This is a genomic window from Pseudomonas sp. 210_17 TE3656 (assembly GCF_054821965.1).
On sequence record NZ_JBTRBC010000001.1, the window covers coordinates 153,829 to 167,118 of the forward strand.

Here is a 13,290-nt window from a genome sequence, read left to right on the forward strand (position 1 = left end):
GTGTCTGTCTTGCAAGAGGGTTCGCCCATGCTCGAACAACTGTCCCTGTTATCCTTCGCGAGCGGCGGCTGGGGCCAGGCCCTGCTGGCCGGCGCGCTGGTGACCATTTCCCTGGCCCTGGCCTGCCTGCCCATCGGTTTGCCCCTCGGTCTGGGCGTGGCCTTGATGGCGCGCTCGCGCAAGCGCTTTCCCCGCGCCGTGGCCACCGTCTTTTCTACCGTGTTCCGCGGTCTGCCTGAGCTGCTGACATTGTTGATCATCTACTACGGCTGCCAGATCGCCGCGCAGAAAATCCTCGCCGCCATGGGCTATGAAGGCGAGGTACTGATCAACACCTTCCTCGCCGCAATGATCGCCTTCAGCCTGGTATTTGCCGCGTTCTCCAGCGAAATCTGGCTGGGCGCGTTCAAAACCGTCGCCAAAGGCCAGTACGAAGCCTCCCAGGCCCTGGGCCTGAGCAAGGCCACGACCTTTCGCAAGGTGATTTTCCCGCAACTGGTGCGCATTGCCATGCCCGGCCTGTCGAACAACTGGCTGTCGCTGCTCAAGGACACCTCGCTGGTCTCGACCATTTCCCTGGTCGACCTGATGCGCCAGACCAACCTCGCGGTCAGCGTGACCAAGGAACCGATGTTCTTCTATGGCGTGGCCTGCCTCGGATACCTGCTGTTCTCGGCGTTGTCGGGACGGGTCTTCGTGTTTATCGAGCAGTACTTCAGTCGTCACCTGCGGAGTGCCCGGACATGAGTTTCGATCAACTGCTGGCACTGGTCCTCGATCCCGACCTGCTGGAACGCTACGGCCCGCGTTTTATCGACGGCCTGCTGGTCACCGGCAAGCTGGTGGCAATTTCCTTCACCCTCGGCGCCCTGCTCGGCATGCTGCTGGCCTTGGCGCGGCTGTCCAACAGCCTGCTGTTGCAACGCCTGAGTGCCGGTTACATCTACTTCTTCCGTGGCTCGCCACTGCTGGCCCAGCTGTTCTTGCTGTACTACGGCCTGGGTTCGCTCAAGGGCTTCTGGCAGGACGTGGGAATGTGGTGGTTCTTCCGCGAAGCCTGGTACTGCACGCTGCTGGCTTTCGTCCTCAACACCGCGGCCTACCAGGCGGAGATCTTCCGCGGTGCCCTGCTGGCAGTCGCCCCCGGCCAGTATGAAGCGGCCAAGGCCCTGAGCCTGAAGCGCTCGACCACCTTCTTCAAGGTGATCCTGCCGCAATCGATGATCGTCGCCATCGGCCCGCTGGGCAACGAACTGATCCTGATGATCAAGGCCAGCGCGATTGCCTCGCTGGTGACCATCTACGACCTGATGGGCGTGACCAAACTGGCCTTCTCGCGCAGTTTCGATTTCCAGATCTACCTGTGGGCCGCCGTGCTCTACCTGCTGATCGTCGAGATCGTGCGCCGCAGCCTGAAACACATAGAAGCCCGACTGGGCCGCCATCTGCCCTGATAGCCTGCTGTGAGGACCGTTCCAATGCATTGTCAAACCATCGTTCTGGGCGCCGGTATCGTCGGCGTCAGCACGGCCCTTCACCTGCAGGCCCGCGGCCGCAAGGTCATCCTCATCGACCGCGACGAACCGGGCAGCGGCACCAGTCATGGCAACGCCGGTCTGATCGAGCGTTCCAGCGTGATCCCCTATGCCTTTCCGCGGGAGCTGTCGAGCCTGCTGCGCTACGGCCTCAATCGCCAGTCCGACGTGCGCTACAGCCTGACTCGCGTACCGAAGATCGCGCCCTGGCTGTTCAAGTACTGGCAGAACTCCTCGGCCGCCGGCCTGCAGGTTGCCACCCAGGCCATGCTGCCGCTGGTGCAGCGTTGCGTGGAAGAACACGACGCCCTGATCGATGCCGCCGGGCTTGGCGATCTGGTCAAGGCCAATGGCTGGATCGAGGTGTTTCGCAACGACGCTGCCTTCAGCAAGGCTAAAGCCGATGCCCATGCCCTGGCGCCCTACGGCCTGAGCTACGAGGTGCTTGATCGCCAGCAACTGCATCAACGCGAAACCGACCTGAGCGATAACGTGGTAGGCGGCATCCACTGGCTCGACCCCAAGACCGTCACCAACCCCGGCGGCCTGACCCGTGGCTACACCGCCCTGTTCGTCAAACGCGGCGGCCAGTTCATCCATGGCGATGCACGCACCCTGCGCCAGATCGACAGCGAATGGCAGGTCGACAGCCGCCAGGGTCCGATCACCGCACCCGAGGTAGTAATCGCCCTCGGCCCGCAATCGGCTGACCTGTTCAAGCCGCTGGGTTATCGCATTCCGCTGGAAATCAAACGCGGCTATCACATGCACTACCAGGGCCGTGACGGTGCCGAACTCAAGCATTCAATCTGCGATGGCCAGGGCGGCTACGTACTCGCACCGATGGCCCAGGGTATCCGCCTGACCACCGGCATCGAGTTCGCGGCCAGCAGCGACGCGGCCAACGAGATTCAGCTCAAGCGCTGTGAAGCCCTGGCGCGCAAGATTTTCCCCCTTGGCCAGCGCCTCGACGCCCAGCCGTGGCTGGGGCGACGCCCTTGCCTGCCGGACATGCGCCCGGTGATCGGCCCGGCGGCGCGGCACAAGGGCCTGTGGTTCAACTTCGGTCACGCCCATCATGGTCTGACGCTGGGGCCGGTCAGCGGCCGCCTGCTGGCCGAGATGATCACCGGCGAGGCGACCTTTACCGACCCTGCGCCCTACAGCGCGGCACGCTTCAATTGATCGCGGGAGAATAACAATATGACCGCTTCACTGAGCCTTGCAGCAACCAGCCCTACCCCGCACGCCGACCCGCGCAAGATCGTGGTCAGCATCGAGGGTTTGAACAAACATTACGGCGCCTATCATGTGCTGCACGACATCAACCTGAATGTGCGCGAGGGCGAGCGTATTGTCCTGTGCGGGCCTTCGGGTTCGGGAAAGTCCACGCTGATCCGCTGCATCAACCGCCTGGAAATCGCCGAGAAGGGCCACATCCGCGTCAACGACACGGACCTTGCCCTGACCACCCGCCAGGCCGCCGATGTGCGCAGTGAAATCGGCATGGTGTTCCAGCACTTCAACCTGTTCCCGCACATGAGCGTGCTGGATAACTGCACCCTTGCGCCGATGAGCGTGCGCGGTCTGTCGCGCAAGGAAGCGGAGGAACATGCGCGTTTCTACCTGAACAAGGTGGGTATCGAGAGCCAGGCCAACAAATACCCCAGCCAGCTCTCTGGCGGCCAGCAACAGCGTGTAGCGATTGCCCGGGCGCTGTGCATGAAACCGAAGATCATGCTGTTCGACGAGCCGACCTCGGCGCTCGATCCGGAAATGGTCGCCGAAGTGCTGGATGTGCTGGTGAAACTGGCGGACACCGGCATGACCATGCTCTGCGTCACCCACGAAATGGGCTTTGCCCGTCAGGTGGCCGAGCGGGTGCTGTTTCTCGATGGCGGGCAGATTATTGAAGATGCCAGCCCCGAGGCGTTTTTCAATAACCCGCAGACTGCGCGGGCCAAGGGCTTTCTCGCGCAGATTTTGCACTGACGCAATCGCGGGGCAAGTCGAGTCGTCGCACCGCCGCTCCCACCGGGACTGTGATGACCCGGTGGGAGCGGGCTTGCCCCGCGATAGATTCACCTCTATTGCGGATGCATCTTCGACTTGATCAAACCAATGATGAAGGTCAGCACCGCGCCCCCGGCACCGCCACCGATAATGCTGCTGATCAACGCTGCCAGGTCCACTCCACCACCGGCGGCCGCAGCCGCAGGCTCACCGGTTACCGCCGCGATAATCTGCCCGAGCACTACCCCGCCGATACCACCGACGATCGAGTTGAGCCCAGGCCCCATGCTTTGTTTGCTCATGCCGACGGCATTGCCGCCCACTACCCCGGCAATGATCTGAACCACCAGACTGACAATATCCATGATCTGTACCCCTTGCAGCGTTGAGAGAGGACGACTCGCATCCGACGACTACAAAGGCACGACCACAGGATCAGAGGCGTCTTGACCCGGTCAACGACAGCAGGCTGTTGCCGATGGCATTAAGTATAGGTGGCCAGTGGCCGCCTGACTGTCAAATATAATTAACCGCGAAAAACGCTCACAGTGCCGGCTGGCAAGGCATGCACAGCGATAATTGCACCGAAGCAATGACAAGCTTCGCCCGCGCAATCTGAAGTCGTTTGACATATTAAACGGCTCTGGCAAGCTGTATGACAGGTTTCGACCGGAAATACGGGCCCTCAGCGCCCTTCCGGCAGTGCTCGAAACCTCAGGTAGCGCAAAGGTTTCAGCAGCGCGCCTGCACAATAATGACAGGCCGCGCCTGTCCCAAGGTGACATATGCCCAACAGCAACATTGGCAATAAGAAACAAACCCTTCGCAAACCCGTCGTCCTGATGACCATGGGCGCCCAGGAGCGCAAAGGTCACGACTATCAGGTCATGACCCACAAATACATCGTGCCGCTGGTTGAACATGCCGGTTGCGTACCCGTCCTGGTACCGACCTGCTGCGGTATCGAAGACCTCGAAACCTACCTGGACATGGCTGACGGTGTTTACCTCACCGGTGCTGGCAGCAACATCGACCCAGCGCTCTACGGCCAGGAAAACCAGACTCCGGGCAAAGCCCAGGATCGTGACCGCGACCTGTTCGACCTGCCTTTGGTGAAAGCCGCCATCGCCCGTGGCCTGCCGATCTTCGGCATCTGCCGTGGCATGCAGGAAATCAACGTAGCCCTGGGTGGCGACATCTACCAGAAGGTCTACGCAGAAGCCGGCTTCAACGATCACCGGGAAAACTCCGAAGATCCGGTAGACGTGCAGTACAGCGCGGTGCACAGCGTGCGCCTGGCGCAAGGCAGCTGGTTGCAGAAGCTGCTGCAAAGCGACGAGATCCGCGTCAACTCGCTGCACGGCCAGGGCCTGAAAAACCTCGGCAAAGGCATCGAGCCGCTGGCCCACGCTGAAGATGGCCTGGTAGAGGCTATCCACGCGCCAAGCCTGTCGCCCTTCCTGTTCGCCGTGCAATGGCACCCGGAATGGCAAGCAGCGAAGAACCCGGATTCGGTGAAGATGTTCCAGGCCTTTGGCGACGCCTGCCGCAAGCAGATGGTCAAGGCTCAAGGCGGTAACAAACTGAGCTCCGCTGCCTGATCCAGCCGCCTGTAGGAGCGGATTCATCCGCGATGGACTGCGCAGCAGGCCCATTTACGGGGCCGCTGTGCGCCCCATCGCGGATGAATCCGCTCCTACAATTGATCCTGATCACTGGCCTTACGCCCGCCAAACGCGCACCCTGAACGCAGACTGCACGCCCCAGCCACGCACACCTGTTCAGGAGAAATGGCCATGTCCCGCATGAAAGCGGCAATCTTCGTTGAAAAGAACCGCATTGTTCTGGATGAAAAACCCATCCCCGAAGTGGGGCCTTCCGACGCGCTGGTGCGCGTAACCACCACGACAATCTGCGGTACCGACGTGCACATCCTGCGCGGCGAGTACCCGGTCGCCAAAGGCCTGACCATCGGTCACGAGCCGGTCGGCATCATTGAAAAGCTCGGCAGCCAGGTTCAAGGCTTCACTGAAGGTCAACGGGTCATCGCCGGTGCGATCACTCCCAGCGGCCACAGTTACGCCTGCCTGTGCGGCTGCGCGTCCCAGGACGGTCCAGGCACGCCACACGGCTTTCGCCCCGCAGGCGGCTGGAAGTTTGGCAATACCATCGATGGCTGCCAGGCCGAATATGTACTGGTGCCAGACGCCATGGCCAACCTGTCACCAATCCCCGACGGTCTGAGCGATGAACAGGTGCTGATGTGCCCGGACATCATGTCCACCGGCTTTTCCGGCGCCGAACGCGGTGGCGTGCGGATCGGTGACACGGTCGCGGTGTTCGCCCTCGGACCTATCGGCCTGTGCGCCGTGGCAGGTGCCCGGCTGATGGGCGCAACCACTATCATCGGTGTCGACACCGTTGCTGCGCGACTGACTGTTGCACGTCAGCTGGGGGCCACGCATGTGGTCGATTTCAAGCAGGGCAATGTGGTGGAGCAGATCATGGCCCTGACCCACGGCCGCGGTGTGGATGTCGCCATCGAAGCGCTCGGCACCCAGTCGACCTTCGAATCGGCCCTGCGCATCCTGCGTCCGGGCGGCACCTTGTCGAGCCTGGGCGTGTATTCGTCTGACCTGACCATCCCGCTGTCGGCGTTTGCCGCAGGCCTGGGTGACTACAGCATCGTCAGTACCCTGTGCCCCGGTGGCAAGGAGCGCATGCGCCGGTTGATGGAAGTGGTCGGCAGTGGCAGCGTCGATCTCAAGCCGTTGGTCACCCACCGCTTCAAGCTGGACGATATCGAGGCCGCCTATGAGCTGTTTGCGCATCAGCGCGACGGGGTGATGAAAGTCGCGATTACGCCTTGAGTCTTTTCGCGGGGCAAGCCCGCTCCCACCGGGTTATCACAATCCCGGTGGGAGCGGGCTTGCCCCGCGAAGAATTCTACACCTGTGGCCCCTGCAGACGCGGGGCCCAGTCCTCCACTTCAGCCTGTTCCAGGCGCCGCGCCAGGGTTCGCTGCCAGTTCGGTACCAGGGGCAATTCCAGGCACTGGCGAATGATTTCACGGTCCACGCGCTTGTCGAACAATACTGACGACAGCCGCGCTACCGACCACTGCGGATGAGGCCGTTCGAGCAGTTCGAAGGCCATCCCCGCTGCCAGCACGCCCTCCTCCAGCACCCGGTAATACCAACCGGTACGACCGCTTTGCTGGACGCGCAGCGACATGTCCTTGACCCCGAAGCGATCATTGAGCTTCCAGCACGGCATGCGCCCCTGGGAAATTTCCAGCACCGCCGTGCCCACCCGCAAACGATCGCCCAGGCACACGCTCTGCTCGGTCCAGCCGTAGGTGCTGAGGTTCTCGCCAAAGGCGCCGGGTGCCTGTAGCAACGGGTGCTCACCCAGCTCTTCAGCCCACAGCGCATAGTGCTCGCGCGGGTAATGATGAATCGCTTTTTCCTTGCCGCCATGCACCCGCAGATCACCCTGTTCGTCGCCAGCCAGACCGAGCTCCGTCACGGCCAGTTCGCCGCTGCGTGGCTGTTTGGCGATAGCACTACTGGAACCTGGCCGGGTGAAAGGTACGGCCTTACCGGTCAAAACAGTTTCAAGCTTCATCGGCATTACTCCGTCAGTTCGGCGAGTTGATGCTCGCGGCAAATCAAATCGCGCTCGCCTGTAGTCAGCGGCTCCTGGGTCAGCTCACAAAAGCCGCCACTGGCAGTCTTGCGATGAAACCGGCAGGTCTTGCACAGACCGAATCCCGGCACGTTTTCGTTGCGCTGGACCGTACGCAGCAGGTCAGCCAGCAGGTTTTCCAAATCCTGGGCACGCGTGCCCATGCGCGCGCTCGCCGCCGCGAGAAAATCCGGCGGCATCACCGCATCGAGCAAGGCCCGGGCGGGTTCGGTCAGGCTCAGGTGCACGCTGCGTTTGTCCGCGGCATCCTGGGTCTTGACGATCAAGCCCTTGGCCTCCAGGGCCTTGAGCGATTGCGAGACCGTGCCCTTGGTCAGCCCCAGGTACTCGGTTACCGCCAGCGGGGTATTGGAATAACGGTTGCAGCGCGCCAGGTACAGCAAAGCGCTGAGCTGAATCGGCTGCAGATCGGCCAACAACGGGTGCTGGCGAAACCACACGCGGGTCAGGCTCGACAGCCTTTCCAACAGGTCGAATAGCACGGTGTGTAGCCTCGGTTGATCACGTCGATAGATAGTATCGAATAAAAACTATATTGACAAAGATCAGGATGAGCTTAGGCTATTTGGTATCGATTCGAAACCATAAACCTAGTAGGAGCCATTCCATGAAACGTACCCTGGCCTTCACCCTCAGTCTGCTCGCCACCCAGGTCTGGGCCCATGAAAACCCTGGCATCAGCAGTGCCAAAGGCAATGCCGAAGCCGCCTTCGACCTGGTCCAGACCCGCGTCTTCAAGCAAGGCGACAATCTGGTGTTCGAACAGCTGGTCGACGGCAAGGCCGGCAGCCGCCTGCCGAGCGCCAAGGGCTCTTTCGCCGGGGCCGAGGTCTACAGCTATGTCTGGCCCACCAGCCTGGACAGCAGCAGCGTCGGCTTCGAAGCCAAGGCCGGTATTCTGGCCCTGGCCCTGACCTCGCACCCGGACTTCGATGACACCCCGCAGCTCGATGAAAACCGCGATGGCAAGACCGACAACGACGGTGGCCTGTGGCACTCCCACTGGGTGGTGTTGAGTAAAGATGAAAGCTGCGGCCCGAGCGGGCTCAAGGTGCGCGACATACCCAAAGGGGCAAAACCGAAATTGCCCGCCACCTGGCCGGGTGCACCGATCTACATCGACTCTCCCGGTTACGCACTGAGCGTGGACAAGAACGCTGCACAGATCAGCGTACCGCTGGCGGCGGTAGGCTTTCCGCAGAGCTTCAATTACGACGGTGTAACCGCAGCGCTGAAGGTCAACGCCGACCTGCACGACCCGTTTCTGTGTGTCAGCAGCGTGTGGGACATCAGCTCCGGTGACCTGTCGTTGCCGGGCACCTGGAAGCTCAAGCAGGATTAAGCGACAGCAGGCGAGCCGCCCGACGACAGGCTGCGGCTCGCCTCTGGGCAAAAGCCGGTTAGCGTCGCTATGCTGGAGGTCATGAACGCCTCCCTGCCGACCCGCTCTCCCTGCCCGCCCGGCGCCTGCAATTGCGGCCGTGAAACGCTGCAGGACATGCGCATCCTGCTGCTGACCCGCGAGGAAGAAAAGCGCCTGCTCGAGCGCCTGGAAAATCTGCAGAGCCTGGCAGACCTGGAGCACATGCAGCGCAAGCTCTTTGAGAACCTCGGCATACGCCTGCAGATCAGCCCCAGCGACAACGAAGTGCGCACCATGCGCGGCTTCAACATCCAGATCGAAGAACTGCCGGGCCTGTGCCGCAAAACCCGGCAGAGCATCCCCGCCGCCATCCGCCGGGCGCTGGAGCGTCAGCCACAGATCGCCTACCGGCTGCTGGACGCCCAAGATTTGCTGCGTGATGCCTGAAGGGCTGCCACGCTACACTTGGCATTTGCCGAGCTGATACCGATGCCCACCCTGCACTCTCGCGAGGTCTACCAACAATTGCGCGACGCCGCCCTCGGCGTACGCTCCCTGCAGCTTGTGCAACAGCATCAGCTCGACGGACAGCGATGGGTCGATATCGATGGCTGGCAACTGCTGCTGGATTTTGAAGGCGATCGCCTGCACCACTGCGAACACTGCAGGCACCCGGATGGCCGAGAGGGCTCGCTGGACACCTGGCAACGCTATGGCACCAACCCGGTCAGCCTGCTTAGCACCTGGGAGATGGCACAGATCGAGCAACTTCTGAGGCAGAAACCCACAGGCGCATACGTGGCACAACCTGCCTGAACAATATCAAAATGATATGATCCGTAGACTGCCCGCCCCTGGTTGAGCACCTGCACAAAGGACTGTTACGTATGCAAATCAAAAGGACATTCCACCCTATCGGCCAAGGGGGATTCTTCACCGAACAGCATCTGTTCGCCGGCGGCGATCGCTTTACGATCGTTTATGACTGCGGCGTTAATGGCAACCGCAGGGATCGGGATTATGTTGTCCAGCATCCGGATCTCCATGGCAGAGATATCGATGTACTCTTTATTTCGCACTTTGATTCAGACCATGTGAGCATGTTGAATGTGCTCAAAGGGCATGTCGGGCAAATCAAGAAAGTAGTACTGCCGCTGCTACATGACGACGAGAGGATATTACTGACCAATCTTTTTCGTGCGCTGGGCCACAACATTCTCACCTTGATAAACCATCCGCAGAAGTTCTTTGGTCCACACACCCGGATCATTCAGATTGAACCCTCTGATGGCGTTGACGGTAACCCTCGCGACCCCATTACATTCACCGATCAAACACCATCCGGGCACCTGCCCAGTGGCACCCGTATCAGAATCGGCCTGCCTTCGGCCCCTGCTGGGCATGACTGGACCTTCATCCCTCACAACCACCGTTGCGCCTCCCGCCGAAGCGCGTTGGAAACAGCACTGGTCGCCGCCCATTACGACCTGACCAGCCTGCGAACGGACCCGGGTTACACCCTGGACAGAGCGATATACAATCGCGCTCAACTCAAAGCAATTTACAACGGTCTTCCTGGTGGCATAAACCAGAACTCGCTCTTTGTGTACTCCGGCCCGGAGCAGACGACAACATCGCTGAAGCTCATTTCTTACTGGGAGGCCAGACGCAAATTCTCAGCGCTGCCCAGCACACCTCCTCGAAATCTGAATCACCTTCCCGTATTACCGTTCAACGGTTTTGCTGATTTCATTCATCCCCCACAGTCCCATGGACCGCGAACCATTTATTTCCCTTCACTGCTGTACCCCTGGCGCTGGAGTTTCAACAAGCCCGGCTGTCTTTATACGGGTGACGGCGACCTGAACAGCGTCGCGGTACAGCAGGTGTTTTCCCGTGTATGGGATCATGTAGGCACCCTGCAAGTTCCACATCATGGTGCAAGCGCTTGCTTTCATACCGGCGCATTGTTGCAACACCCCGTAATTTGTCCGATCGCGGTAGGTACCACCAACGGTCATGGACATCCTGCAGGTAATGTATTCAGTACCATTTACCGTCATAGATCCATTCCGGTATTGGTAACAGACAAGAGCTTCGAATATGTTCAACTTATCTGCTAAAAATGATGAGCGCTGAGTCAGATCTGGCAATTGGGTTGTAGGCCTTATCGCGGGCCAAGCCCACGCCTACAGCAACCAGCCGGCAGCGCCACACCCGATCACCACCAGCCATGGCGGCAGCTTCCAGGCCATCAACGCCACAAGCGCAACCAGTGCCAAGGCGAAGTCCATTGGCTGCAAGATTGCGCTGGTCCATACCGGTCGATACAGCGCCGCCAGCAACAGGCCAACCACCGCCGCGTTGATGCCCAGCATCGCCGCCTGCATGCGCACATTGCGCCGCAGTTGCTCCCAAAATGGCAGCGCGGCAAACACCAGCAAGAACGACGGCACAAAGATCGCGATCAGCCCCAGCATCCCGCCGAGCCAGCCGGACTGCGGCCCGTGCATTGATGCACCGAGAAAAGCCGCGAACGTGAACAAGGGGCCCGGCATGGCCTGGGTAGCGCCGTAACCGGCCAGAAACGTCTCGTTGCTGACCCAGCCCGAGGGCACGACCTCAGCCTGGAGCAATGGCAGGATGACATGGCCGCCGCCAAACACCAGCGAGCCTGTGCGGTAGAACGCGTCCAGCATATTCAAGGTCTGGCAGGGCCAGAGTTCAGCCAGCAGCGGCAAGCCCAGCAGCAGGAGAAAAAACAGCGTCAACCAGCACACGCCTGCGCGATGGCTGACGGTGATGGGCAGTGGATCATGCTCAAGAGTCTTCGCCGGTTCGAACATGAACAAACCAGCAATACCGGCCAGGACAATCACCCCCACCTGCGCCCAGGCCGAAGGCACCAGCAACACCAGGCAGGCCGCAATAGCCATCAGTGATATGCGTGGAGCATCCGGACAAAGATTACGCGCCATGCCCCAGACTGCTTGCGCCACAATCGCCACCGCCACCACTTTCAGCCCCTGCAAAATGCCCGCGGGCATGGCCTCACCAAAGCTAGCGATACCCAGCGCAAAGAGCATCAGCGCCAGGGCCGAAGGCAAAGTGAAACCAAGCCAGGCCGCCAGCGCGCCAGGGTAACCCGCACGCGACAGCCCCAGCGCGATACCGACCTGACTGCTGGCCGGGCCGGGCAGAAACTGGCAGAGCGTCACCAGATCGGCATAACTGCGCTCACTCAACCAGCCGCGGCGGCAGACGAACTCATCGCGAAAGTAGCCAAGATGGGCAACCGGCCCACCAAAAGAGGTCAAACCCAGGCGCAGGAAAACCAGAAAGACCTGCAAAGGGCTGCGATCGTAGTTGAGGGGCATGAACAGTCTTCTGAAAGCAGTAGTTTTGAACAATACATGATTAAAGCCGCTATTGCGGTCGCTCACGAACAGCAAGAGCGAAGCGAATTGTGCTCTTGATCTTGATCTTGATCTGCTTTTGATCTTGATCCACCGGCCCCGTTAACCAGTAGGGCCGAGTGGAGGTGTCGTGGAGGGGCTAGCGCGCAGCGCCTTCGGCGTTAGCCGAAGTTGCGAAGCGTAGAGTTGCTTGCAACTCGTAGCTCGCAATGCCCCGTAGCGACACCGCAAGGAGGGAACCCGGAGCGCAGCGTAGGGCCCCTGGTGGGGCGAGACCTTTGTGTTACTTTGGGGCGTTTGCCAAAGTAACCCGCCGTAAGGGCGGAAAGGTGACTCAGCGCCACCACCGCCAATGGATATGCCAACAAATCAGGGGGCCGCATCGCGGGTCAAGCCCGCTCCCACAGCCCCCCCCTTCAGCCATCAAAACGTCTTGCTGGCACTGACCACCACCGTCGCCGAGCACAAATCATCATACCCATACCACCCAAAGCACTCGCTTTTCGACAGATCAGTGTCGACATAGCTCACCCCCCAGGTAACCCCGACAAACTCACGGCTAAGCTTCGCCTCCCACTCGTAATAAGCCTTACGGTCATCACCACTGGCCGACCAGAACGCCGGATCTTTCACATCATTGCGCCCTGCCCGCAAAGCCAGCCCCACCTCGCCCGGCAGCGCGAAGGTATAACCGAGATAGGTGTAGAGCGTATCCTGATCCTCACCAAAGACATTCGGCGTGTCATTGGAGTAGTAGGCGCCCAGTTGCACCCCGTAAAGATCGAGGATGGCGTACACCTCACTCAGGTTGAATTGGCCTTCCTTGGGGTAATCATATTTGATGTAGCCCAGATCAAGGCTGATGGCATCGCTCGCCTGCCAGTACCAACCCGCGTAGTACTCCAGCTCCTGACGGGTCTTGAAGTCGTCGCCGAAATCGACGTTGGACGTCCAGCTGCCCAAATACAAACCGCTGCTGTGGATCAGCGTAGCGCCGCCCTGCAGGGCCGGATCGCCAAGGGTTTGCGAAACACCCCGGCTGCGATAGTCGCTGGCAGCGGTGAGTTCCAGCTCCAGGGAAAAGTCTTCGCTCAGCGTCAGCGCCTGACTGCTCAAAGGGGCCAGCAACAAGCTGGCGAGGGAAAAAATGGCACGTGCGTTCATACAAAACCCTTGTTGTTATCGGTGTGCGGGTAGATTCGTGCAGGCGAAACCGGGCCCCTCGCGGTGCAAGGAGCCAGGCTTCGTCAAAGAG

Annotated in this window: 15 protein-coding genes; 10 read left to right on the plus strand and 5 right to left on the minus strand. The window is 60.5% G+C overall.

The window, feature by feature from the left end; translation table 11 throughout:
• The first annotated feature begins 27 nt into the window (after window positions 1-27).
• Genes ACVI9W_RS00750 through ACVI9W_RS00765 form a run of 4 tightly spaced genes read left to right on the plus strand, consistent with a single transcriptional unit; the run spans window position 28 to window position 3,527 of the window.
• Window positions 28-747, plus strand: a complete 720-nt coding sequence (locus ACVI9W_RS00750; RefSeq protein WP_038611434.1) for an ABC transporter permease — start codon at window positions 28-30, stop codon at window positions 745-747.
• Window positions 744-1,454, plus strand: coding sequence for an ABC transporter permease (locus ACVI9W_RS00755; RefSeq protein WP_342622318.1), 711 nt, complete (start codon window positions 744-746; stop codon window positions 1,452-1,454). The genes ACVI9W_RS00750 and ACVI9W_RS00755 overlap by 4 nt, the downstream gene beginning before the upstream one ends.
• 24 nt (window positions 1,455-1,478) lie before the next feature.
• Entirely contained in the window at window positions 1,479-2,720 is a 1,242-nt protein-coding gene (locus ACVI9W_RS00760; RefSeq protein WP_461528846.1) for an NAD(P)/FAD-dependent oxidoreductase, read from the plus strand.
• An 18-nt stretch (window positions 2,721-2,738) separates the two neighbouring features.
• The gene (locus tag ACVI9W_RS00765) at window positions 2,739-3,527 is read left to right on the plus strand and encodes an amino acid ABC transporter ATP-binding protein (RefSeq protein ID WP_461528847.1); all 789 of its coding nucleotides are present in this window, start codon (window positions 2,739-2,741) and stop codon (window positions 3,525-3,527) included.
• Between the two features lie 95 nt (window positions 3,528-3,622).
• On the opposite strand, the gene ACVI9W_RS00770 is transcribed toward ACVI9W_RS00765, so the two are convergent.
• On the minus strand, window positions 3,623-3,913 hold the full coding sequence (locus ACVI9W_RS00770; RefSeq protein WP_038611444.1) for a hypothetical protein: 291 nt from the start codon (window positions 3,911-3,913) through the stop codon (window positions 3,623-3,625).
• Window positions 3,914-4,333: 420 nt separating this feature from the next.
• On the opposite strand from ACVI9W_RS00770, the gene ACVI9W_RS00775 reads away from it, so the two are divergent.
• Window positions 4,334-5,149, plus strand: coding sequence for a gamma-glutamyl-gamma-aminobutyrate hydrolase family protein (locus ACVI9W_RS00775; protein ID WP_461528848.1), 816 nt, complete (start codon window positions 4,334-4,336; stop codon window positions 5,147-5,149).
• A 195-nt stretch (window positions 5,150-5,344) separates the two neighbouring features.
• Window positions 5,345-6,418 (plus strand): NAD(P)-dependent alcohol dehydrogenase, encoded by a 1,074-nt coding sequence (locus ACVI9W_RS00780; RefSeq protein ID WP_038611450.1) that lies wholly within the window; start codon window positions 5,345-5,347, stop codon window positions 6,416-6,418.
• Between the two features lie 76 nt (window positions 6,419-6,494).
• Here the strand turns inward: ACVI9W_RS00780 and ACVI9W_RS00785 are convergent, their stop codons facing one another.
• Both ACVI9W_RS00785 and ACVI9W_RS00790 read right to left on the minus strand, forming a co-directional pair.
• Entirely contained in the window at window positions 6,495-7,175 is a 681-nt protein-coding gene (locus ACVI9W_RS00785; protein WP_461528849.1) for an MOSC domain-containing protein, read from the minus strand.
• A 5-nt stretch (window positions 7,176-7,180) separates the two neighbouring features.
• On the minus strand, window positions 7,181-7,738 hold the full coding sequence (locus ACVI9W_RS00790; RefSeq protein WP_461528850.1) for a MarR family winged helix-turn-helix transcriptional regulator: 558 nt from the start codon (window positions 7,736-7,738) through the stop codon (window positions 7,181-7,183).
• 125 nt (window positions 7,739-7,863) lie between these two features.
• Here ACVI9W_RS00790 and ACVI9W_RS00795 point away from each other — a divergent pair, with 125 nt between their 5' ends.
• The 4 genes from ACVI9W_RS00795 to ACVI9W_RS00810 all read left to right on the plus strand — a co-directional run bounded on the left by ACVI9W_RS00795 (window position 7,864) and on the right by ACVI9W_RS00810 (window position 10,742).
• Complete coding sequence (locus ACVI9W_RS00795) at window positions 7,864-8,598, plus strand: hypothetical protein (protein ID WP_461528851.1); 735 nt, start codon at window positions 7,864-7,866, stop codon at window positions 8,596-8,598.
• Between the two features lie 81 nt (window positions 8,599-8,679).
• A complete protein-coding gene (locus tag ACVI9W_RS00800) occupies window positions 8,680-9,066 on the plus strand; it encodes a hypothetical protein (RefSeq protein ID WP_038611460.1) in 387 nt (128 codons plus the stop codon).
• A 42-nt stretch (window positions 9,067-9,108) separates the two neighbouring features.
• Window positions 9,109-9,435: a DUF7693 family protein gene (locus tag ACVI9W_RS00805; protein ID WP_461528852.1), complete on the plus strand. Its 327-nt coding sequence runs from the start codon at window positions 9,109-9,111 to the stop codon at window positions 9,433-9,435.
• A gap of 71 nt (window positions 9,436-9,506) precedes the next feature.
• Window positions 9,507-10,742, plus strand: a complete 1,236-nt coding sequence (locus ACVI9W_RS00810) for a ComEC/Rec2 family competence protein (protein ID WP_461528853.1) — start codon at window positions 9,507-9,509, stop codon at window positions 10,740-10,742.
• 66 nt (window positions 10,743-10,808) lie between these two features.
• Here the strand turns inward: ACVI9W_RS00810 and chrA are convergent, their stop codons facing one another.
• Complete coding sequence (chrA, locus tag ACVI9W_RS00815) at window positions 10,809-11,996, minus strand: chromate efflux transporter (RefSeq protein WP_461528854.1); 1,188 nt, start codon at window positions 11,994-11,996, stop codon at window positions 10,809-10,811.
• 462 nt (window positions 11,997-12,458) lie between these two features.
• On the minus strand, window positions 12,459-13,199 hold the full coding sequence (locus tag ACVI9W_RS00820; protein ID WP_461528855.1) for a TorF family putative porin: 741 nt from the start codon (window positions 13,197-13,199) through the stop codon (window positions 12,459-12,461).
• Window positions 13,200-13,290: the final 91 nt, after the last annotated feature.

What these genes read in the sequence shown, in the direction of transcription:
- ACVI9W_RS00750 (WP_038611434.1), top strand. Translation starts at nt 28, where the DNA reads ATGCTCGAACAACTGTCCCTGTTATCCTTCGCGAGCGGCGGCTGGGGC.
- ACVI9W_RS00755 (WP_342622318.1), top strand. Translation starts at nt 744, where the DNA reads ATGAGTTTCGATCAACTGCTGGCACTGGTCCTCGATCCCGACCTGCTG.
- ACVI9W_RS00760 (WP_461528846.1), top strand. Translation starts at nt 1,479, where the DNA reads ATGCATTGTCAAACCATCGTTCTGGGCGCCGGTATCGTCGGCGTCAGC.
- ACVI9W_RS00765 (WP_461528847.1), top strand. Translation starts at nt 2,739, where the DNA reads ATGACCGCTTCACTGAGCCTTGCAGCAACCAGCCCTACCCCGCACGCC.
- ACVI9W_RS00770 (WP_038611444.1), bottom strand. Translation starts at nt 3,913, where the DNA reads ATGGATATTGTCAGTCTGGTGGTTCAGATCATTGCCGGGGTAGTGGGC.
- ACVI9W_RS00775 (WP_461528848.1), top strand. Translation starts at nt 4,334, where the DNA reads ATGCCCAACAGCAACATTGGCAATAAGAAACAAACCCTTCGCAAACCC.
- ACVI9W_RS00780 (WP_038611450.1), top strand. Translation starts at nt 5,345, where the DNA reads ATGTCCCGCATGAAAGCGGCAATCTTCGTTGAAAAGAACCGCATTGTT.
- ACVI9W_RS00785 (WP_461528849.1), bottom strand. Translation starts at nt 7,175, where the DNA reads ATGAAGCTTGAAACTGTTTTGACCGGTAAGGCCGTACCTTTCACCCGG.
- ACVI9W_RS00795 (WP_461528851.1), top strand. Translation starts at nt 7,864, where the DNA reads ATGAAACGTACCCTGGCCTTCACCCTCAGTCTGCTCGCCACCCAGGTC.
- ACVI9W_RS00800 (WP_038611460.1), top strand. Translation starts at nt 8,680, where the DNA reads ATGAACGCCTCCCTGCCGACCCGCTCTCCCTGCCCGCCCGGCGCCTGC.
- ACVI9W_RS00805 (WP_461528852.1), top strand. Translation starts at nt 9,109, where the DNA reads ATGCCCACCCTGCACTCTCGCGAGGTCTACCAACAATTGCGCGACGCC.
- ACVI9W_RS00810 (WP_461528853.1), top strand. Translation starts at nt 9,507, where the DNA reads ATGCAAATCAAAAGGACATTCCACCCTATCGGCCAAGGGGGATTCTTC.
- chrA (WP_461528854.1), bottom strand. Translation starts at nt 11,996, where the DNA reads ATGCCCCTCAACTACGATCGCAGCCCTTTGCAGGTCTTTCTGGTTTTC.
- ACVI9W_RS00820 (WP_461528855.1), bottom strand. Translation starts at nt 13,199, where the DNA reads ATGAACGCACGTGCCATTTTTTCCCTCGCCAGCTTGTTGCTGGCCCCT.